The 18,693-nt window shown below is 42.3% G+C and carries 22 protein-coding genes; 17 read left to right on the top strand and 5 right to left on the bottom strand.

The features are described from left to right. Positions 1-199 precede the first annotated feature (199 nt). A complete protein-coding gene (locus tag AACV20_RS00780) occupies positions 200-970 on the top strand; it encodes an alpha/beta fold hydrolase (protein ID WP_026028670.1) in 771 nt (256 codons plus the stop codon). Positions 971-1,699: 729 nt separating this feature from the next. Here AACV20_RS00780 and AACV20_RS00785 read toward each other — a convergent pair. Beyond that, positions 1,700-2,032, bottom strand: a complete 333-nt coding sequence (locus AACV20_RS00785; protein WP_170907787.1) for a PBPRA1643 family SWIM/SEC-C metal-binding motif protein — start codon at positions 2,030-2,032, stop codon at positions 1,700-1,702. Positions 2,033-2,326: 294 nt separating this feature from the next. On the opposite strand from AACV20_RS00785, the gene AACV20_RS00790 reads away from it, so the two are divergent. Both AACV20_RS00790 and AACV20_RS00795 read left to right on the top strand, forming a co-directional pair. Then, a complete protein-coding gene (locus AACV20_RS00790) occupies positions 2,327-3,412 on the top strand; it encodes an IS3 family transposase (protein ID WP_272870259.1) in 1,086 nt (361 codons plus the stop codon). A gap of 109 nt (positions 3,413-3,521) precedes the next feature. Continuing rightward, positions 3,522-3,728 (top strand): DUF1289 domain-containing protein, encoded by a 207-nt coding sequence (locus AACV20_RS00795; RefSeq protein ID WP_017048743.1) that lies wholly within the window; start codon positions 3,522-3,524, stop codon positions 3,726-3,728. A 119-nt stretch (positions 3,729-3,847) separates the two neighbouring features. Here AACV20_RS00795 and AACV20_RS00800 read toward each other — a convergent pair whose 3' ends face one another. After that, a complete protein-coding gene (locus tag AACV20_RS00800) occupies positions 3,848-4,078 on the bottom strand; it encodes a PAS factor family protein (RefSeq protein ID WP_013868597.1) in 231 nt (76 codons plus the stop codon). Positions 4,079-4,759: 681 nt separating this feature from the next. On the opposite strand from AACV20_RS00800, the gene AACV20_RS00805 reads away from it, so the two are divergent. Beyond that, on the top strand, positions 4,760-5,647 hold the full coding sequence (locus AACV20_RS00805; protein WP_170907789.1) for a LysR family transcriptional regulator: 888 nt from the start codon (positions 4,760-4,762) through the stop codon (positions 5,645-5,647). Positions 5,648-5,690: 43 nt separating this feature from the next. Here the strand turns inward: AACV20_RS00805 and AACV20_RS00810 are convergent, their stop codons facing one another. Then, positions 5,691-8,381, bottom strand: coding sequence for a bifunctional acetate--CoA ligase family protein/GNAT family N-acetyltransferase (locus AACV20_RS00810; RefSeq protein WP_170907790.1), 2,691 nt, complete (start codon positions 8,379-8,381; stop codon positions 5,691-5,693). Between the two features lie 219 nt (positions 8,382-8,600). Between AACV20_RS00810 and AACV20_RS00815 the strand changes: the two genes are divergently transcribed. After that, positions 8,601-9,182, top strand: a complete 582-nt coding sequence (locus AACV20_RS00815) for an SPOR domain-containing protein (RefSeq protein ID WP_013867790.1) — start codon at positions 8,601-8,603, stop codon at positions 9,180-9,182. Positions 9,183-9,353: 171 nt separating this feature from the next. After that, a complete protein-coding gene (locus AACV20_RS00820) occupies positions 9,354-10,358 on the top strand; it encodes a D-alanine--D-alanine ligase (RefSeq protein WP_129533074.1) in 1,005 nt (334 codons plus the stop codon). Here the strand turns inward: AACV20_RS00820 and AACV20_RS00825 are convergent. Next, a complete protein-coding gene (locus AACV20_RS00825) occupies positions 10,342-11,301 on the bottom strand; it encodes a tyrosine-type recombinase/integrase (RefSeq protein ID WP_170907791.1) in 960 nt (319 codons plus the stop codon). The two genes, AACV20_RS00820 and AACV20_RS00825, sit on opposite strands and share 17 nt — an antisense overlap. Before the next feature lie 102 nt (positions 11,302-11,403). Here AACV20_RS00825 and AACV20_RS00830 point away from each other — a divergent pair, with 102 nt between their 5' ends. Together AACV20_RS00830 and yciH are read left to right on the top strand one after the other, a co-directional pair. Beyond that, the gene (locus AACV20_RS00830; protein ID WP_170907792.1) at positions 11,404-11,775 is read left to right on the top strand and encodes a DUF3319 domain-containing protein; all 372 of its coding nucleotides are present in this window, start codon (positions 11,404-11,406) and stop codon (positions 11,773-11,775) included. A gap of 7 nt (positions 11,776-11,782) precedes the next feature. Beyond that, complete coding sequence (gene yciH / locus AACV20_RS00835; protein WP_170907793.1) at positions 11,783-12,094, top strand: stress response translation initiation inhibitor YciH; 312 nt, start codon at positions 11,783-11,785, stop codon at positions 12,092-12,094. Positions 12,095-12,231: 137 nt separating this feature from the next. Here yciH and AACV20_RS00840 read toward each other — a convergent pair whose 3' ends face one another. Beyond that, entirely contained in the window at positions 12,232-12,600 is a 369-nt protein-coding gene (locus AACV20_RS00840; RefSeq protein ID WP_170907794.1) for a DUF3693 domain-containing protein, read from the bottom strand. Positions 12,601-12,785: 185 nt separating this feature from the next. On the opposite strand from AACV20_RS00840, the gene AACV20_RS00845 reads away from it, so the two are divergent. The 9 genes from AACV20_RS00845 to AACV20_RS00885 all read left to right on the top strand — a co-directional run bounded on the left by AACV20_RS00845 (position 12,786) and on the right by AACV20_RS00885 (position 18,223). Continuing rightward, entirely contained in the window at positions 12,786-12,983 is a 198-nt protein-coding gene (locus AACV20_RS00845; RefSeq protein WP_094146970.1) for a hypothetical protein, read from the top strand. Next, on the top strand, positions 12,980-13,501 hold the full coding sequence (locus tag AACV20_RS00850) for a hypothetical protein (protein ID WP_249929774.1): 522 nt from the start codon (positions 12,980-12,982) through the stop codon (positions 13,499-13,501). Before AACV20_RS00845 ends, AACV20_RS00850 begins: the two co-directional genes overlap by 4 nt. Positions 13,502-13,560: 59 nt before the next feature. Then, on the top strand, positions 13,561-14,256 hold the full coding sequence (locus AACV20_RS00855) for a replication initiation factor domain-containing protein (protein ID WP_306685542.1): 696 nt from the start codon (positions 13,561-13,563) through the stop codon (positions 14,254-14,256). Between the two features lie 6 nt (positions 14,257-14,262). Beyond that, on the top strand, positions 14,263-14,622 hold the full coding sequence (locus AACV20_RS00860) for a DUF1293 family protein (protein ID WP_170907795.1): 360 nt from the start codon (positions 14,263-14,265) through the stop codon (positions 14,620-14,622). Beyond that, the gene (locus tag AACV20_RS00865) at positions 14,622-14,852 is read left to right on the top strand and encodes a hypothetical protein (protein ID WP_026028490.1); all 231 of its coding nucleotides are present in this window, start codon (positions 14,622-14,624) and stop codon (positions 14,850-14,852) included. The genes AACV20_RS00860 and AACV20_RS00865 overlap by 1 nt, the downstream gene beginning before the upstream one ends. Positions 14,853-14,881: 29 nt before the next feature. After that, positions 14,882-15,100, top strand: coding sequence for a hypothetical protein (locus tag AACV20_RS00870; RefSeq protein ID WP_017041960.1), 219 nt, complete (start codon positions 14,882-14,884; stop codon positions 15,098-15,100). Positions 15,101-15,234: 134 nt separating this feature from the next. Further along, entirely contained in the window at positions 15,235-16,545 is a 1,311-nt protein-coding gene (locus tag AACV20_RS00875) for a hypothetical protein (protein ID WP_170907796.1), read from the top strand. Next, positions 16,545-16,889 (top strand): DUF2523 family protein, encoded by a 345-nt coding sequence (locus tag AACV20_RS00880; RefSeq protein WP_094131635.1) that lies wholly within the window; start codon positions 16,545-16,547, stop codon positions 16,887-16,889. The genes AACV20_RS00875 and AACV20_RS00880 overlap by 1 nt, the downstream gene beginning before the upstream one ends. Positions 16,890-16,891: 2 nt before the next feature. Further along, complete coding sequence (locus tag AACV20_RS00885; protein ID WP_170907797.1) at positions 16,892-18,223, top strand: zonular occludens toxin domain-containing protein; 1,332 nt, start codon at positions 16,892-16,894, stop codon at positions 18,221-18,223. Positions 18,224-18,693 lie beyond the last annotated feature (470 nt).

An 18,693-nucleotide genomic window follows, 5' to 3' on the forward strand; every position in this document is an offset into this window, starting at 1 on the left:
TGTGGTATTTACAACGCCAATGGACATGTGATGAACTTCTGTAGTCGCCCATGTTTTTTGTTTCCTCTTACTTGTGGTGAATAAGAGGTTTACTTCTAACATGGGCACTTCTGCGGGCAATAGCCCCGAGGTTCAATCACCACCGCCCAAGGCGGTGGTTTAGGGGTGGCAATCAATACAAACGTAGTTGGTCGATAAAATGAAAAATAAAAATGGTTATGTAAGTGTTAGTGGCTCCGAGATTTATTACGAGCTTTCAGGTAATCATGACGGCAAGCCATTATTGATGCTTCATGGCGGTCTTGGTTCGTTGAATGAGTTAAGTTCAATGCATAAATATGTTGCTGCTGACTATCAATTGATAAGTATAGATTTCCGTGGTCACGGGAAGTCCCTTTTAGGCAATCGTCCACTTAGTTACATGCAATATCAACAAGACGTTCAGCATGCTCTTAGCTATTTGGGTATTGAGAAATATTCGATTTTTGGTTTTAGTGACGGTGGTATCGTAGGTTATCGTTTAGCAATACAAGAACCGGAGAGAGTATCTTGTTTGGTGACACTGGGTTCGCAGTGGCGATTAGAGGCAGATGATCCATCTGTTGAATTACTAAGTGGTTTGACGGCTGAATTTTGGTCATCAAGGTTTGCCGATGATGTTGCTTTATATGAGGCGTCAAATCCTAACCCGGATTTCCCTAAACTCGTAGACGCTGTAAAAACAGTCTGGCTTGATACAACAGAATCTGGCTATCCACATAAATTAGTTGAAAAAATTAGTTGCCCGACATTAGTAATGCGAGGTGATAATGACTTCTTGTTTTCATTGGATGAGGCAGTGGCTTTAAAGTCGAAAATTGCAGGTTGTAGTTTTGCCAATATCCCATTGACAGGACATTCGTCGCATCAAGAATCACCGGAATTGGTGGGTAAAATGTTAGAGCAGTTCTTGTTGCAGCATAAAAACTAACAAACGCTTCAAGAGGGACATCCAACGCGCGGCATTTTCACTATGCGTTGGTTTGTGTGATTACGGTGTTATGCGGAAGCTTTGTAGTAGCGTTGTCTGCCCCTTAAGCGGGCGTTATGCAACTCAGGTAAATTTAGGGATTCAATCTTTTGGGATTTCTCTGACCATTCGTTTTGTGTTGTCGGCAAATGAGCACTTTCACCCTCAAATTCGTGGTTAACTCAAACCGTAAAACAGGCAAGGTTCTTTGTTTGCCTCAATGAGTTTTGGTGCTGGTTTGTTGCCAATTCAGCGTGCGCAAAGTGTGGAAAGAGCAAGTTATTCGAGCATTTTGCACTTGCTGAAAGTCTTGCTTGTTGAGTTTGTCTGATTCAAAAGCTTGGTTGGTTGCTGAAAGGTGGGCTTTGTTTTGGCTGCTTATTTATCACGGTTCTTACTTGGGTTGGTTCTTGAATCACTCAACCATTGCAATCGTGGCTTTTGATCGAGTAAAGTCAGTTTATCTTATTGAATTTTCATAACAAACGGCTCAAGAGGGATTGCCAACGCTTGGCGGCTTTGGTGCAAAATTGAAGTTCAGCGTTTACAGTGTGTTTTTTGAGTTCGGCTATGCGTTGCCAGCCCCTTAGGCGGGCGTTATACCGTTTTAACTTACGCGCAGAGCATCGTATAGGTTCTAGTTTATAAAAAAACCGTCAGAAGACGGCTTTGGACGTAATTATCGAGGGTTTAAGCACAGCACTTTTTGTACTTTTTCCCGCTTCCGCAAGTGCACGGTTCATTACGGTTTGGTGTTTTGTCATAGGTAATAGTTTTAGGTTTGTTTAATAGCGTATTAAGCTCAACTGTGTTCTCTGGTTGCTTTGAGCCAATAACAATATCAGCCACTATCGAGTGCTCAGAAAGTAATATTTCTATTTCTGCTTTACGAGCCTCGGTTGGGACGACAACATTGATTGGAGCCTCGTCAGTGCCTGCTTTTACATCACGGTTTACGTTGTAGCCTGAAATGACGTGGTTTTGTCTAGCATCGATTCGACCTTTGAAAAATAGTTTGGACATTTGCAACTCACTGATGGATTGTTGTGGTGTAATTTGGCCGCGATTATACGGCACTATGGCAATTGATAAAGAAGTTCCTACAATATGCATCGGATCACGGTATAACAAACGGCTCAAGAGGGATTGCCAACGCGTGGCGGTTTTTGCTTAAATCAACATTTGTGATTACGGTTGCTATTTTAGGTTCGGTGTTTTGCGTTGTCAGCCCCTTAACCGGGCGTTATGTGCCCGAGTACCCCACGTTTAGTAGACACTTTACTAAGTTAGATCTAGGGTCTAATTGAGAGGTGATTTATGGCTAAACATCGAAATCCAGCGTACACCGAAGAGTTCCGCAAAGAAGCAGTGCGCCTGGCCAGTCTTCCTGGTCGAACGGCCGTCTCCGTTGCCAAGGAGTTGGGCGTCAGCGCCCAGCAAATACGGAACTGGAAGCGTCAATTTACACGCCTATCTGATAAACAGTTTAACACCTTAGACGGTGTTGACTACACGAAGAAAGAGTCTGAAGAGCTTCGCGAAGCAGCAAGAGTGAAGTACGAGTATATCGAAAGTTATGTTGGGGAATACAAAGTTATCCATATGTGTCACGCCCTTGATGTATCGCCTAGTGGTTATTACAAGTGGTTGAATCGAGAGCCAAGTGAACGCTCAAAGCGGCGGTGCCGTTTTGAACAGTTAGTGATGTGCACCTTTGCCAAGCATCGTGCTCGTTATGGTTCTGTTCGAATTACCGATGAGTTGAACGAAGCAGGCCATGCCTGTTGCGTTAACTATGTTGCTGATATTATGAAAGAAAAGGGTATCAAAGCGCGCAATGGTATAGGATTCAAATACACTAAGGATATTGCCGCGATGACGAATGTAGCTGATAATTTATTACGTAGAGACTTTGAAGCAGCGCGCCCTAATCAAAAGTGGGTGACAGACATTACGTACATCTGGGTGAAGAGCCGTTGGCTCTACCTAGCTACGGTTCTGGACTTGCATTCACGCCGTATTGTTGGTTGGTCGTTAGATACGACGATGACGGTTCAACTGATTACCAATGCCCTGAAAATGGCGTTCAAGTCACGTAAGCCGCCGAAAGGCGTCATAATCCATTCAGACCGTGGTGTACAATACAGAGCACATGAATATCAGGACTTCATGCGTAAGCATGGTGGCGTGCCGAGCATGATCCGTAAGGGCAACTGCTGGGATAATGCGGTGATGGAGTCGTTTTACAGTCGACTGAAAGTCGAGCTGATATATGCAGAAGACTACCAGAATATCGAAGAAGCTCGAATGGGGATCTTCGAATACATCGAGATCTATTACAATCGAAATAGAAAGCACTCAGCGTTGGGCTACGTCAGTCCAGTTGCGTACGAAAGTGTGTAGCTATGTTGTGTCCACTTTTTGTGGGGTACACTAGTGCTAGTGTACGCCGAATTCTTTACTATGATTTCATTAATAAAGACTACTGCGGAAATGTGATAGGATTTTTGTTATGGAAGATAGGAAAATGAGTGAGGTCGAAGAGCCCAAGTCACCGTGTATTAAACAGTGCTGTTTAGATGAAATGGATATTTGTTTGGGATGTTTCAGATCGTTGAATGAAATTATTGATTGGCATTCTTCAACGATAATTGAAAAGAACAAGATTCTTATTGCATGCCGTCAAAGAAGGGAGTTGTCTCAAAAATCGAGGTTTTAGTTTTCTCTAAAAGTATTACTAGTGATAATTTTGTCTAAATTCGTTGAGAATTTGTTAGAAAATGAGCATATAAAAACGGCCCTTGACGTTGTGAGCCGCTGATATTTAGTAATGCAAGGCTAGTGCTCAGGTGTTTCTAGCAGCTTAATGGCACTTTCAACTGCATTATTGATCGCTTGGTCATTTTCAAGTTTTCCTGAACTTGCTGGCCCAAGGGCTCTAGAGTATAGAGCTAATTGTTTGTCCAAAGGCAAGCCCAACTGTTCATACAGATTTTCGCGAATTTTTGCATGTTGTTCAGGGTCTTGGTTTGCAAGGCTAATAAGAGTTTCATAAATAAGAGCTTTCATATCATGTCCATTTTATTATAGTTAACTTAGTGCGTATGGATTATAGCTGAGCCCTTAATGTAAATCTTGTGCAACAATCACATAACAAACGGCTCAAGAGGGATTGTCAACGCTTGGCGACTTTAGTGCAAAATTGAAGTTCAGTGTTTACAGTGGGTTTTTGAGTTAGGCGGTACGTTGTTAAACACCGCTGTACTTCAAGTAGGAAGAGAATATAACAATCTAGAGTTACGGATGTGATGAAAATTACCATTTTTCTTTATTCACGCTCTTTTTGAACTGAGTCGCTAAAAACGTTAGCAATACGTTAAAAGCTGTCAATATTTTTCTAGTCTGCTAGAATCGCGTTGTTTATATTTTAACCTTTAATTTTAAACACTTATCGAGGTTTTACATGGAGCTTGGATTAATCATCGTTTTTATCGTGGCTGCAGCGGTCATGGTTAAGAAAGAGATGTCAGAAAATAAGAAATAGACTCACTCATTGATAACTTTTCTACCCCTTTTTAAATGAATGTGTCTCAAAGCCAGTATTAAACTGGCTTTGTTATTTCTACGATTTTTGGTTCCAAACCAGTCCCCCTTGTCTATTTTCCATCCCGTCAGAGATACCATAGCGATGATAAATAAGGCATACTCGTTATTGCATATTCACTGCAATTTCACCAAAGGATGTCCATTTTGCAAAGTCCAATTACCTTAGAAGCGCTTCATATTTTAGATGCGATTGATAGACGAGGCAGCTTTGCTGCGGCGGCAAATGAGCTAAGCCGTGCACCATCATCGCTGAGTTATCAGATCCAAAAATTGGAACAAGATTTAGACATCACTATTTTTGACCGTTCAGGGCATAAAGCGACGTTTACTGAAGCCGGCTTGCTCATTCTTGAGCGGGGTAGAGCCATTTTATCGGCGACAGAAAAATTGGTGAATGACGCAACCTTGTTAGCGAATGGTTGGGAACTGGATTTGACGGTCGCATTTGACGGTATTATCCCTATTCATAATTTTTTCCCAATGGTTGAAGCGTTAGGTAATGTCAGTAAAACACGAATCCGTCTTCAAGAAGAAATTTTAGCGGGGTGTTGGGAGTCACTTTCAACCGATCGAGCCGATTTGCTGATTTGCCCACGTATCGATACGTTACCACAAGATGTAAAAGCAGAAACCATAGGAACTATGTCAATGGTTTGGGTAGCGGCCAGCTCGCATTACGTGCACAAACGAAGCGGTGCATTTGATGAAGAAGCAAGGCAAAAGTATCGAGTGATTGCGATTGCCGATACCGCGCGTGACCAGCCTGCAATGAGCGTGAATATTTTGCAAAAACAGCCGCGCCTGACGGTAACTAATTTCAGCGCAAAATGTGCCGCGTTAGTGGAAGGGTTAGGTATTGGCACATTACCGAAACAGATAGCAGAGCCACTGATCGCCTCAGGTAAACTGAAAGCAATCAGCGGATCTGAAGATAAATCGATGCAGATCATTATCGCATGGCGGCGTAATAAAATGGGCGAAGCAAAGTCGTGGTGTGTGCAATACCTCAAGAAAAACTGGGTGCTAAGTTAAAATTTTGGGCGGATCGCAGTGATCAAATCTGATCGCTACGGCTTTATTCTGGTTTATTTAAGATCAAAACCATATCTGCCGTCCCATCTTCGAAATGCACTTCAATCTCAAAACCTAATTTTTGCGCTAGCGTCAACATGCCTCGGTTGGTTGGCATGGTCATGCCGGAAATTTGTAAGGTTCCTTTCAAGCGACAATAGTCGATGATTTTTTGCAGCAAGATTTTACCTAAACCTTTTCCTTTTAAATCCGAACGGATCAAGATGGCGAACTCAGCATCGCTATTCTCAGGGTTAATGAGTGCTCGCGAAACGCCAATAATACTCTCTTGATCATTGGTATGATCCACTGCGACAAAAGCCATTTCTCGGTCATAGTCAATTTGAGTAAAATTGGCTAAGGCTTCATGGTTAAACTCGCCGACATCCGAAAAAAAGCGTTTGTACAAATCTTCTTTTGATACGTTACGGATAAACTCTGCATGATGCGGCTCATCTTCGGGCAAGATTGGGCGTAAGGTAATGGCCGAGTTGTCCTTTAGGATCACACTTTCTTCAAACTCACTTGGATAGGGGCGGATAGCTAATCTACTTTGTCCGTCACCTTGGTAATCTTTTAGGACTAAGTTGGCATCCAATATGGTGAATTGATTGCCATTGGCTAAAACCGGGTGAATATCTAATTCATCTATTTGTGGACATTCAATAATCATCTGCGAGATACGAACTAAAAACTCAGATAACCCATCAATATTCATTGGCTCTGGTAGTTTTTGCAGCCGAATTTTCCCGCTGCGTATTGCTCTGACAATCAGATAACGAGCGAGCGTCATATTCAGTGGGGGTAGTGCGGCGGCGGCATCGATTGATTCATCCCATTCTGAACCACCTTGTCCCAATAAAATGACCGGGCCAAAGGTTGTATCAGTAATCACTTTGATCCTGAGCTCTTCGCCGCCAGCGAGCTTTGCCATTGCCTGAACCAATAACCCATGAATATTAGCGGAAGGATACGAGATCTGCGTGCGATCCAATATCGCTTGCGCTGCACTTGCCACTTCGTGGCGGTTGCGTAGATTGAGCATCACGCCTTGCACATCTGACTTATGCGCAATATCGGGCGAACGTAATTTCACCACGACTGGGTAACCAATTTGCTCGGCAATGTGTACTGCTTCACTGGCATCAGAAGCTATCCAGGTTGGCAATACGTTAAAATTAAAACATTTAAATAGCTTGCCTATTTGGTGTGTATCAAGGTGGCGGGTAGGGTGTATATCCAGTTGCTCCGCTATCCATTGCTGCGCGCTGTGTATTTCTGACACGTGAACGGGTTCTGCGGTCGTCGGCGTTTCCATTAGTTGCTTTTGATTTCGACGGTACTCGACTAAGTGCATGAATGCCACTACTGCACTTTCTGGCGTTCGATAGGTTGGAATGCCCGCTTGGGTAAATATTTGTCTAGCCGGGCGCGCGGTAAGTTCACCTGACCAATTGGTTAGGATGTTAAAACGTTTATGGCGAGGGTGCGCTTTAATCGCGTCGACCACCGCTTGAGCGGTTTGCTCAGACTGCGCAATCGCAGATGGGCTGTGCATAATGAGAATGGCATCGGTTTTATCACTATCTAGCAGCACATTTAGTGTATTAACGTAGCGAGTATGATCCGCATCACCCACCATATCGACCGGATTACTGTGAGACCAACTTTTAGGCAGGCACTGATTTAGTTTTTGATAAGTAGACTCTTCAAGATCGGCAAGTTTTCCGCCTCGATCTAACAAGGTATCGACGGCCATAATAGCTGGCCCGCCACCATTGGTAATAATAGCAAGACGTTCACCTCGCAATGGAACGGAGTGAGTGAGTGTCTCAACAGCGGCAAAGAGTTCATGGGTATTATTCACCCGTAACATACCCGTGCGTTGAATTGCGGAGTCATAAATAATGTCGAGTGTATTGTCTCCACCAGTATGTGCTTGCGCCGCTTTACGTCCAGCAAGCGTTCTTCCTCCTTTTAATACTAAGATTCGCCGGTTACGTGACGCGGCACGCGCTGCCGACATAAAACGGCGAGCATCCTTAATCGTATCAACATAAAGCAAAATGGCTTGGGTGTGTCTATCCGTGCTCAGGCAATCAAGCAAGTCAGAGAAATCGATGTCGCTGGCATTACCAAGAGAAATAAATGCTGAAAATCCGATTTCTTTGTCATTTGCCCAATCTAAAATCGTGGTACAAACCGCTGCAGATTGTGAAATAAAGGCAATGTTACCTTTTAAGGCTGTGACAGGAGAAAACGAAGCGTTGAAATTTAACCAAGGTAGGATCAGCCCTAAGCTATTGGGGCCCAAAATGCGCATTCCTGCCGATTTTGCAATTCTAGAACATTGGGCTTGGATTTCGACTCCTTGAGCATCTTCAGTATACATATCAGATGAAAGTACGATGACGGAGCTGATGCCTTTATCTGCCAATTGCTTAAATAAGGTGACGTTGCGTGTTGCGTGCGTGCATAAAATCGCAATATCAGGGACGATAGGCAGAGATGCGATACTTTTGTAGGCCAATACGCCACAGACGGATGGATAATAAGGCGTGACAGGCATAATCGCACCATCGAAGCCTCCTTGAAGTAGGTTCTTCATCACGATATTGCCAGCACGAAGCGAGCGTACTGATGCACCAACAACCGCGATCGATTTTGGTTTCAGGAATGGATTTAAATTGTTCATGTTGATGAACCTTTCACTCACAAATTACCGTTAGCTTAGCGAACAAATGCTATCCTTGTTCACTATATTGGTTTGATTGTGATCATTACGTCGTGAGACAACTGCGACTTTGTGCCATAAATCACAGTACAAGGGTATATAATCACAAAGCGAGCTTGATTCTGAGCGTCGCTATCGGCATGATTTATAGTAATTTCTACTTAAGGCGTTGAACAATTCATGAAAAAAATCACAATTGTCGGTTTATCAGTGCTTCTGGCTGCCTGTGCATCTGATACATACATTACCGATGTCACCTCTGAAAGCCATCGTGAAGAGTACAAAGTTGCTCCGGTTCAGCAACCAGTAGTCGCTCAAGAAGGCATGGCTACTGGAATTTCTGAGAGCAATGTCGAAACGAATGTGGTGAAGATGTCTCCTAACGATACAGAGAAAAAAGTCGTTAAGATGAGCCCTCAAAGCAAAGCCGCAGTAGCGCTCATTCCACCGACAGCTAAACAGACGGCAATGAATCCGCGTTTTGGCTACACCATTCAGGTCGTTGCTGTTGGATCACAGAATAAAGTTGATCAGTTTGCCAGTAAACTGCCCAATTCTGACGGCCAACCTATTTGGGAAAATTATAAAGTAGTGAATGGAACCAAGTGGTACACCGTACTTTATGGTGACTACGCAACTCGTGCCGATGCTGTTGAAGCAATCAAAACACTGCCAACCGAGTTTCAAGCCATGAAACCTTTTGCCAAAAGTATTGATACCATCAAAAATTCGGAATTTCCGACACTCAATAAGTTGAACTGATTCTGGATTTTATCGCGAATAAATGATCAAAGGGGCTTATGCCCCTTTATTGCTTATAACTTAGCCTGTTACAACGGTAAAAAGGTTTTCCTTGGCTAAAACCGTGTAACTTCACACTGAATTGATTATCATGCTTTATAGTTTATTCGTCAGCAGCATGGACAGATTTTAATGACTCAAACAACAATCCTATTATTATGTGGTGGCGGTTCGTCAGAACATGAAGTTTCACTTGTGTCAGCCAACTATTTACAAGCACAACTTGAAAAAACAGAAGGTTTTCAAGTTATTCGCGTCGAAATGCGACCCGATGGTTGGTACAGTGAAAAGGGCGATCTGAGTTTCTTAGATACGAATGCTGCAACGTTGAATACCAATGGTGTCGCCGTCAATATCGATTTTGTGGTTCCTTGCATTCATGGTTATCCAGGGGAAACGGGCGACATTCAATCGATGCTCGAGCTGGCTGGCATCCCATATTTAGGTTGTGGTCCAGAAGCCAGTGCTAACAGTTTTAATAAAATTACATCTAAGCTTTGGTACGATGCGCTGGGTATTCCTAATACACCTTATCTTTTTCTTTCAGAAAATAATGCACAAGCGCATCAGCAGTGTAATCAGGCTCTGGAAAAATGGGGAAGTGTGTTTATTAAAGCGGCGAGACAAGGCTCATCTGTTGGTTGTTACAAAGTCACCGAGGCTTCCCAGCTCAACAGCGCAATCGATGCGGCTTTTAGCTACTCGGAACAAGTTCTGGTTGAAAAAGCAGTGAAACCTAGGGAATTAGAAGTTGCCGCTTATCAGCTTGATGGTGTTTTATATCTTTCTAAGCCGGGTGAGATCATCGCACCAGAAGACGCATTTTATACTTATGAAGAAAAATACAGTGCGACTAGCCATTCGATGACTGAAGTACAAGCTCAGAATTTAACTAGAGATCAATTAGAAATGATAAGTGATTGTGCTGCTAGGGTTTTTACCCACATGAAGCTTAGGCACCTTGCACGTATTGATTTCTTTTTAACCCCAGAAGGAAACATTTATCTTAATGAAGTTAACACCTTCCCAGGCATGACTCCCATTTCAATGTTTCCTAAAATGTTAGAGCATAATGGGCATAGGTTTCATGAATTTCTAGCCAATTGCGTGACAACGTCACTCAATCAAAAGGTTTAATGACCTTAAATTTCATCTGTTCACTTTCTGCAATGTCGAGCTTACCAATGTATTGAGCTGGCATTGCAGGGCTTAACCATCGTCCAAATTGCTGAATATCTTGAGTTTTATAACCTTGTTTAGCCAGTTCTTGAGCTGCACCAACACGGGTTGATTGGCCTGAAAACCTCAATTCAAATATGCCTAAACGTTGCCCTGCATGACGTAAGATACGGAAAATAGATGCATCATTTAAAGATCTATTTGAAATATTGCCATGGCGATCGATTGAACAAAACACAATGTTCGACTCTTTATTGAGTAATTGTAGCCACTTTTTAAGTGCAAGAGAGGCCGATTCAGAAAGATAATAATCGACATTTCCCACGATGATCTTCATTTGCCCATCCACAGTTAAGACTTGGCCTGTACTCAGTTTTTTAAGCTCACTTCGTTTCAAAGCACACTCAAACATCACATAATAGATGGCAAGATCGCGGATATCCTTTTTGTGAGGTGAATGAATAAGTTGTATATCTAGTGCCAATAAATGTTTTTTCGTTAACGGTGTCGCTTGCTTAGCATCATCACCTTTCTCTCCTTTAAGACGAAACAAAGAAAGTTGAGTGAGTCGGTTTTGCGTGGGGTCTTTCATCGAAAGTAGGCGATGGATGATACCAATGGTGACTATGTAACGCCTGATTGTCGCGTATTTTCTCAAACGAGCTTCCGTTTCGATAAATTGCCTAACAGCTGTTGTCGAGCCAGGAAGAGGAGTAACACATCTCATTTTGCAAAATATAACAAAATGATTCCAATCTTTAGCCATGGCCAAAGCGGAGTTCTTCGAATATTGCCAATGTGTCAAATGTTGAAATTGTTCAAAGCAAACTGTGCCGGAAAATTCGGTAACCTTTTGTTTTAAAATCATAGGATCTGTGATGAGAGGGATGTTTTTTTTCATCTTGATGCACTATAACAACATGGTTTATCGATAAATATACTTGATAACGGTGAAGATACAATTATTATTTAACTAACCTATAATTAAAAAGACCAATAACATATGGCTATAGCGACGTATCGAGGATTTACCCTTACATCTGCGCCTAACTCTACAGATATATGGCAAGTTAAGATCAAAAACCATGTTTTGACTGGTAACCTTGCGGCAGTTAAAAAAAGCATAGACTGGTGGTGTGATACTGCCTCTATCATTGATCCTAGAGAGTTCAGTTCGGTAGGTAAGAAGAGAGAAGCTCCAAATGGTAAACAAGAGCAATTTGGCGGCTTTACACTGAAGAATGATACAGGTGAGCTCAATGGGTGGTATTGCTTTTTCAATGGTCGCTTAATCAAAGGTTCAAAAGTGGCTATTCAAAAACATATCGAAGCTTATTTGCTTGCAAAACAGAAAGCAGAACAATTAAAGAAGTAAATGATTTATGACACTTGTATATTCTACGGATTTAGGCCGTATCAAAGCTGAGCCTGAAGTTATAGAACGCCCTAAAGGTGATGGAGTGGTTAGAATCCATCGTCAAACAAAAGGGCGAAAAGGGAAAGGCATGAGTATCGTGACCGGCTTGGATTTAGATGATACAGCACTAAAGCTATTCGCGGCAGAACTCAAGAAAAGTTGTGGGTGTGGCGGCTCAGTAAAAGATGGTGAAATAGAGATCCAGGGTGATGCTCGAGACAAAATTAAAGCTTATTTAGAAAAGAAAGGTTTCAGAGTTAAACTAGCCGGAAATTAACGTATTAATAACTAGAATGAAATCTTCGATTATCAGACTAGTTATTAGGTATTTTATGGTAAATACTGATTATGTTTAATGACTACATCCCTAGAAAGCGCACAAAGGTATGGCGCTTTCATTTTGCTATCACTCATTTAACATAAGATATATAATGCGCACTGTAATATAGCTTCCGTTTTGGTGCTAACTATTAGCGCCAATGCTCCGCAACCCATTGATATTGTTCTTAATCCTAGCCCGTTGTGCTTTTTTGCTATGTGTTCCCATAGCTGTTTTATTCTTGGGTTTTCGTTGCGGTCTGCGTGGCATCCGAGTAAAGCCAGCTCGGGGTCAATTCCTGCTTGCTCTGCGAGAAAAACCGCTTCCTCATCAGATATATAGCGCATACCTTTGCGCATTTCGCATATCCTCGATGGATTTAGATTCAAATCGTGCGCAATTTGTTTGTCTTGTATGTAGTTTTGGGCCTTTTTATAGGCATCTAATAGCTGACTTTGATACATGGCAATCCCTCCGTTTTGATCATTCTAGCTCATTTCTTCCGATTCTTCGTATCTTGAACTTCCGGATAAACGGATTTAATCTTCCGTTAAATCGGAATTTACATTAGGTCGCTCCCTAAGCTTCTGGGGTGGCCGCTCAAACAACTTTAGGGCGTTGTCGGTTTTGTGTTGGTTGGGGCTTAATCATGGCTGCTGAAAAAATCTACTACGACTTAATGCCTGACAACTCCGTATCTGTCTACATTTCCGGCGAATGGGATTATTTCAGCTCTTACACTGGCCTTGTTAACTATCTCAACGCTCAAGGCTTGTATTACAAGCTGGTTGATATCACCAACACCACACTGACCGAGCGTCTGGCTATCATGGGGATTGAATCATGAAATTCGCCTGTATGGACTGTGGTACTAACTACGAATCTCCGGTTAATTGCTGCTGTCCTGACTGCCGCTCAGGGATGCTTTATCAGCTTAATATGGACAACGTTCAGGTCTTCGGGAAAAAGTCACAAGGTCACAAAGTACAATCTGACTATGTGTATCGCCCTAAAAAATCCGGTCTACGCCCTGAGTTTGTTAACCATACCGTTAACGAATACACCTTTATCGAGGACTACGAGCAATCACCTGTGATTATCGATTACCTCTGTTTTACCGTTAAATTGGCTGACCTGCGTCACTGCAAAAAAGACGCGCCCTACTCTGGTATTCACTTTCCTGAGGCTCCTAAGTTCTCACAACATCATGCGAAAACGATTGATGATATTATTGAGGCTTATAATCGCTACTTCCGTGAAGTGACAATGGATTACCTGCAAGAAACGTTAAGACGTTTTATTCAATACGTGCTTGGTTTTAACGTGGTAAAGGCTTCCAGTTCTACGAGGATTCGTTTGTTTTAACTTCCGAATATGGCGATGACTATTGCGGCCAAGTTGGGTTCGGCGGAAATCGCGATACTGTGCATTTTCAGATTACAGGCCACGGCTGCAAGCATCTGTTTGCTAATCGCTCTTGTCGTTTCTTGCATCATTGGATTTCAACGGTTTTATGTTGTAAGCAACTCTCGCGTATTGATTTAGCCTTTGATGATTACGACGGTTTACATACTTGTGAGGCTGCGGAAAACGTTTCGCGTCTCGGTGGCTTTAAGCGTTCTCGTGGTTTCAGTCCTAAAATATCCAATGGCGATGAGTGGGATTGGGACGAGAGCGGCAATAAAATATTTTCTCGTGAAGAGCGTAATTTTGGCTCTCGTCAGTCGCTCGTATATTGGCGCGTATATAACAAGAAATTAGAGCGTAATATTACGGCTGAGGATTTTTCGTGGTATCGCTCTGAGGTTGAATTAAAAAAATGGGACACGGATATATTATTAAATCCTGTCGGGGGCTTTGTTGCATTAAATGCTTATGCCGCCTCTTTACTCTCAAATACCGTTGAGCCTGTAATAACAAAAACTAAATCTAGAAAGCGCGTTGCTTGTGATGTATTAGCTGCGTCTTATTGGGCTAAGCGACAATATGGCCGCTTGGTTAATTCTTTACTTGAACTTTATCAAGGCGACTTTGAAAAAGTTGTCACCACCCTGGTTAGGGACGATACGGTTTTATTGTATCCCTCTATGCACCGAAAATTAATTAATGCTTTGGAGTAAATTACTATGTCTCGTCCATCTATTTTTGTATTGGGTATTTCATTTTTCAAAAACGATTTTAAAGGCGAATTCGCACAACTTAATATTTCGCGTCCTCTAAAGCCGCTTAATATTGATAACGACAAGTTTAAAATGACTCGTCGTACTGTTGGTGAATCGGGTGAAGTCTCCAAGTATGACCAGCCGCTAATCATTGACTTTAACTATGCGCTTGAGCGTGTTGGTGCTCTCGTTCCACGCCGTGAGTATGAAGTGGATTTAGGCTTAAATATGGATGACCCTCTTTCGGGCTCTATCGTTACGAAATTAATTCCAGTGGATGAAGAGATTAAAGCCCACTTTAAAGCGTGTGGTTTAATTAAATAATGTCTAACTGCGTAATACAATACAACGGCTATTTAATGCTTGCCCCACAAGAGTTTAATTGTACTTACGTCATATTAACGCCTAGTGAGTTGGAACAATTACAAAGCAGTTCGCTAGGTTCGTTAACTATCGACCCTCAATTATACGCTGACGTTAGCGGTTATTTATTATTAGCTTTCGTCTCTGGTCATGTTTTGGATCGTGTTTTAAAAGGCCTCGGTCGAGGTTAATCATTAACTTAGTAAAGAGAGTAAATACTATGAAATTTATCAACGTCATGAAAAAACACGCTGCAACTATCACAACTGGTGTTACTGCTGCGGTAGCTTCTGCAAGTTCATTCGCTGTTACTGTTCCAGAGTCTATCGAAGCGGCTGTTACTTCTGGCCAGTCAAACTACAGCCTTGTTGTTGTTGGCTTAATTACAATGGCTGCGGTTGGCTTTGGTCTGCGCATGATTGTAGGTGCAATGAAATAACATGTTAGAACTCGTTTCGGACGTCATCACTGTTCTTATTGCTCTTTCAACTGGTGGGGCGTTCGTTTACGGGGTCTACACTGGTATCAACGCCTCCTGATTGGGGGCGTTTTTTCTTACTTCTGGGGGGTTACATGCGTAGCGCAATCAATACCGCTCTTTTCATTCTCTTCTTACTGCTCGCGTTCCTAACCTCTGTTGCGTCTCATGCTGCTGTTTGCCCAATTGGAAATACTCCGTCTTTAAAATGGCCACTTGGCACTGCTCGTATTGCTTCCGCTTGTGTTGATGGCTGTCGAGCCTCTGAGGGTATCGAGGGGCAAAATACTTGGACGTGTTCTGATAAACTTCAATATTGTACGGGCTATTTTGTGACAACTGGTGATGCCTGTACGGGCTCTGATGACACCAATGGCACCTGTGACGCTAACGGTAATTGCACTGACAACGGCGGTTCTAATCCTGACCCCGACCCTACGGACCCGCATTATAATCACGTTATAGATGGTCAACTTGCAGTTATGCCCGGTGTTATCTCCGGTCTTGATTCATCATCCGCACAATTAGCAAAGGCTTTACGAATTGGTGCTTATATGAATGCTGAGGTGGCTAAATCCACTCATATAATTTCACCTTTACTTGCTGACTTAATTGATGTTTCGCGCGGTCAAAAAAATATACTGTCAAATATGGCTAATAAGCCAACTCCTAATTATTCAGAGCCTTTGTATTCCATTTTAAATACACTTAATAATATTAATAATGGCGGCGGCTCTGGTAATGATTACTCATTTTATATTTCCAATATAAAAGGAAATACAGAGAGAACACATAGGGCGCTGTTAAATCAAAAATTATCCATTGATATGACCAATATGAATACCCGTCTTACTAAAGATGCGGTGTTAACATCTAATCAATATCTTGATAATATTATGATGACGCTTGAAAACATTGATTCTAATATGGGTTCCGGCTCTGGTGGCGGCGATAATTCTGGTGTAATTAATGCACTTAATAATCAAACTGGCGAGCTTAAAGGTGGTTTAAACTCTCTTGGTCAAGGTATTGACAGCCTTAACGATGCGCTCTCCACTGGCTCTTATGTTAGTCGTGAGTTCAAAGGAAAAGTCGACTTCGATACTGTTGGCCTTTATAAGCCTGATTTGCTTGAGTCCGTTCTTGCTGATACTGAAGAGTTAAAACAGCAATATGAGCAACAAATTGATGAGTTTAAAAAGATATTTAGCTTTGATGTATCGCAATTAAACAGCGGTCAATATAAAGAGCATTCATTAGACTTTGTATTACCCAACGGAAAACAATTAAATTTAAAGTCCGGCGTATTGCCTGCTTTTATTGACCAAGCTAATTTAATTGCTGCTGTAATCTTGTTTATTGCATCAGTTATTGCAGTCAAAGCAATTCTAGGGAGTCGTAAATAATGGAATCATTATTATTAATCGTTCAGTCAATCGGTGATTTCTTTCAGACTATCATTGATTTCTTTTTGAATATTCCAGATTACTTCGAACAACTAACCATTTTTATTAATGCTTATTATATTAAGTTGAAGTTGAAATGGATGGTTTATTCTTTGGTCTTTGCCTATAAAACCGCCTCATATTTATTAAATGATATTGGATTCACTCAAATAATCATATTAACGTTTAATGCTTTGCCCGACGAGTTGCGCTTTTATGCTTTCCTTTTCAAGATACCACAGGCGATAAACATCATATTTACAGGCTTTACCACTGCGTTTGTTATTTCAGTGTCGAGGTTTTAACGATGGCTATCACGATTAGAACTGGCCCGAATGGCTCTTATAAATCCGCTTATACTGTCTATTTTGTTATCTTTGAAGCCTTAAAGGCGGGGCGCGTTGTTGTCACTAACATTGAAGGGATGCAGCCACTTGATGCTATTCAGAAGCGTCTTGATATAGAGTTCCCGTCTACTACTCGCCTTATTCGTATTTTTTGTTGGTGTCCTCTTGGCGCACTGATTGTTATTGATGAGTGTCAGGACATCTTCTCTAAAAACATTGGGTTCAGGATGGATAAAGTATTTTATCGTCCTTTGTCTGAATTCTTGCCAAAACTTCCCAAGGATTACGAATCGTTTTTTTACTCTCGCTATACGCCTGCTGATATGACTAATTTAGACCCGTCTGAGACTGACGACCGAGGTCGAGCAGAATATGACGACCAAGGCCGCATAATCTACCCATTTTCTTTTAATGAGGGTTTTCAGCGTCATAGAAAATATAACTGGGATATTGAGTTGTTATCGCCTGATTGGGGTCAAATTGATTCAGCAATCCGCGCACCGGCTGAGCAATGTTTTTTCCATAAAGGCCGTGACCAATTCTTTTGGGCAAAACGCAAGCCTTACATCTATAAGCACGCTAAAAACGCTAAAAACACATCAACGCCAGTGATACCAAAGGGCAAAGACCCTAATCTTACCAAGAAAAAAATACCGCTTGATGCGTTCTTGCTCTACAAGTCAACAGCGACGGGTATTGCTCGTGCTTCTGGCGCTCTCAATGTGTTAGCGAAAAATCCGGCACTCATTGCGGTTTTTCTAATTATCATTTTAGGCATAGGATACTTAACGTATGGTTTATCCCGTCTGGTTTTTGGTTCTTCTTCGGAGATTCAGGACGCGCAAGCGGACTCGACTCAATCTAGCGTTTCTCAATCGTCCAGTGTCAGCAATAAGGCGGATTCTTCGTCTAATTCTTCTGTATCTGATGGTGGGAATAGCAATACGGCTGCTAGTGGCTCCGGTGGTCCATCTGGTTCTGGGCGTTTAGATGGTTTACGTTCGATGCTTGGCTTGTATGATATTCAAAACTTGTACTACACGGGCCATACCACAAAAAAAGGGCCAAATGGTTTCAAGTTCTTTATTACGCTTGAGGCCAAAACACCAGACGGAACGTATTATTTTGATGATACGTTTCTCGCGGCCAACGATATCAAATACGCTCACTATGACGATTGCTTGCTCAAGCTGACAAAAGACAACATGAATCTAAACGTATTTTGCAAACCGCGCGCACTGGATGCGCCAGTTCCTGAACGCGCTGAAGTCAAACTCAACTCTATTTTTTAAGAGGCCGCTTAGCGGCCTTTTTACTGCCAAGCGATAAATGACATACCGATTTGCGCGAGTATGTCAAAAAATGACATACCAACCCCGTAGGGATAAGAGAGCGCGTGCGCGAACGATGCACCAAGCCGCCCGACTAGGGTTAGTGGTTCTCTAGATTCAATCGGCGCGGTTTCTAACTGCCCATGCTTATCGACATGCTGCCACCCTTCATCCTGCTAGAACATCCCCTCGCAGAGCCTCTCCGCATCAGTGGGGCTTTATGCCACTGCAACCCTATGGACGTTCAGCGTTTGGGCTTTGCGAGTGTCGAGCAATGCCCTTGCCTCTTTCATACAGGATCATTTATTGAGAATTAGGATCTTTGCTCGTGAGAGAGCGTGCACGACGACGAGGACTGAGGAGGAGGAGCGAGAGCGAACGAGAACCCCCGTCTTGTACTACGGGGGTACTACGGGGGTACTTTCCACCTA

It is taken from the genome of Vibrio sp. B4-6, assembly GCF_963888245.1.
In the GTDB taxonomy this organism is placed as follows: Bacteria; Pseudomonadota; Gammaproteobacteria; order Enterobacterales; family Vibrionaceae; genus Vibrio; species Vibrio anguillarum.

What these genes read in the sequence shown, in the direction of transcription:
- AACV20_RS00840 (WP_170907794.1), bottom strand. Translation starts at nt 12,600, where the DNA reads ATGTATCAAAGTCAGCTATTAGATGCCTATAAAAAGGCCCAAAACTAC.
- AACV20_RS00845 (WP_094146970.1), top strand. Translation starts at nt 12,786, where the DNA reads ATGGCTGCTGAAAAAATCTACTACGACTTAATGCCTGACAACTCCGTA.
- AACV20_RS00860 (WP_170907795.1), top strand. Translation starts at nt 14,263, where the DNA reads ATGTCTCGTCCATCTATTTTTGTATTGGGTATTTCATTTTTCAAAAAC.
- AACV20_RS00880 (WP_094131635.1), top strand. Translation starts at nt 16,545, where the DNA reads ATGGAATCATTATTATTAATCGTTCAGTCAATCGGTGATTTCTTTCAG.
- AACV20_RS00815 (WP_013867790.1), top strand. Translation starts at nt 8,601, where the DNA reads ATGAAAAAAATCACAATTGTCGGTTTATCAGTGCTTCTGGCTGCCTGT.
- AACV20_RS00795 (WP_017048743.1), top strand. Translation starts at nt 3,522, where the DNA reads ATGGAAGATAGGAAAATGAGTGAGGTCGAAGAGCCCAAGTCACCGTGT.
- AACV20_RS00785 (WP_170907787.1), bottom strand. Translation starts at nt 2,032, where the DNA reads ATGTCCAAACTATTTTTCAAAGGTCGAATCGATGCTAGACAAAACCAC.
- AACV20_RS00865 (WP_026028490.1), top strand. Translation starts at nt 14,622, where the DNA reads ATGTCTAACTGCGTAATACAATACAACGGCTATTTAATGCTTGCCCCA.
- AACV20_RS00810 (WP_170907790.1), bottom strand. Translation starts at nt 8,381, where the DNA reads ATGAACAATTTAAATCCATTCCTGAAACCAAAATCGATCGCGGTTGTT.
- AACV20_RS00870 (WP_017041960.1), top strand. Translation starts at nt 14,882, where the DNA reads ATGAAATTTATCAACGTCATGAAAAAACACGCTGCAACTATCACAACT.
- AACV20_RS00825 (WP_170907791.1), bottom strand. Translation starts at nt 11,301, where the DNA reads ATGAAAAAAAACATCCCTCTCATCACAGATCCTATGATTTTAAAACAA.
- AACV20_RS00830 (WP_170907792.1), top strand. Translation starts at nt 11,404, where the DNA reads ATGGCTATAGCGACGTATCGAGGATTTACCCTTACATCTGCGCCTAAC.
- AACV20_RS00820 (WP_129533074.1), top strand. Translation starts at nt 9,354, where the DNA reads ATGACTCAAACAACAATCCTATTATTATGTGGTGGCGGTTCGTCAGAA.
- AACV20_RS00800 (WP_013868597.1), bottom strand. Translation starts at nt 4,078, where the DNA reads ATGAAAGCTCTTATTTATGAAACTCTTATTAGCCTTGCAAACCAAGAC.
- AACV20_RS00885 (WP_170907797.1), top strand. Translation starts at nt 16,892, where the DNA reads ATGGCTATCACGATTAGAACTGGCCCGAATGGCTCTTATAAATCCGCT.
- AACV20_RS00875 (WP_170907796.1), top strand. Translation starts at nt 15,235, where the DNA reads ATGCGTAGCGCAATCAATACCGCTCTTTTCATTCTCTTCTTACTGCTC.
- AACV20_RS00780 (WP_026028670.1), top strand. Translation starts at nt 200, where the DNA reads ATGAAAAATAAAAATGGTTATGTAAGTGTTAGTGGCTCCGAGATTTAT.
- AACV20_RS00790 (WP_272870259.1), top strand. Translation starts at nt 2,327, where the DNA reads ATGGCTAAACATCGAAATCCAGCGTACACCGAAGAGTTCCGCAAAGAA.
- yciH (WP_170907793.1), top strand. Translation starts at nt 11,783, where the DNA reads ATGACACTTGTATATTCTACGGATTTAGGCCGTATCAAAGCTGAGCCT.
- AACV20_RS00850 (WP_249929774.1), top strand. Translation starts at nt 12,980, where the DNA reads ATGAAATTCGCCTGTATGGACTGTGGTACTAACTACGAATCTCCGGTT.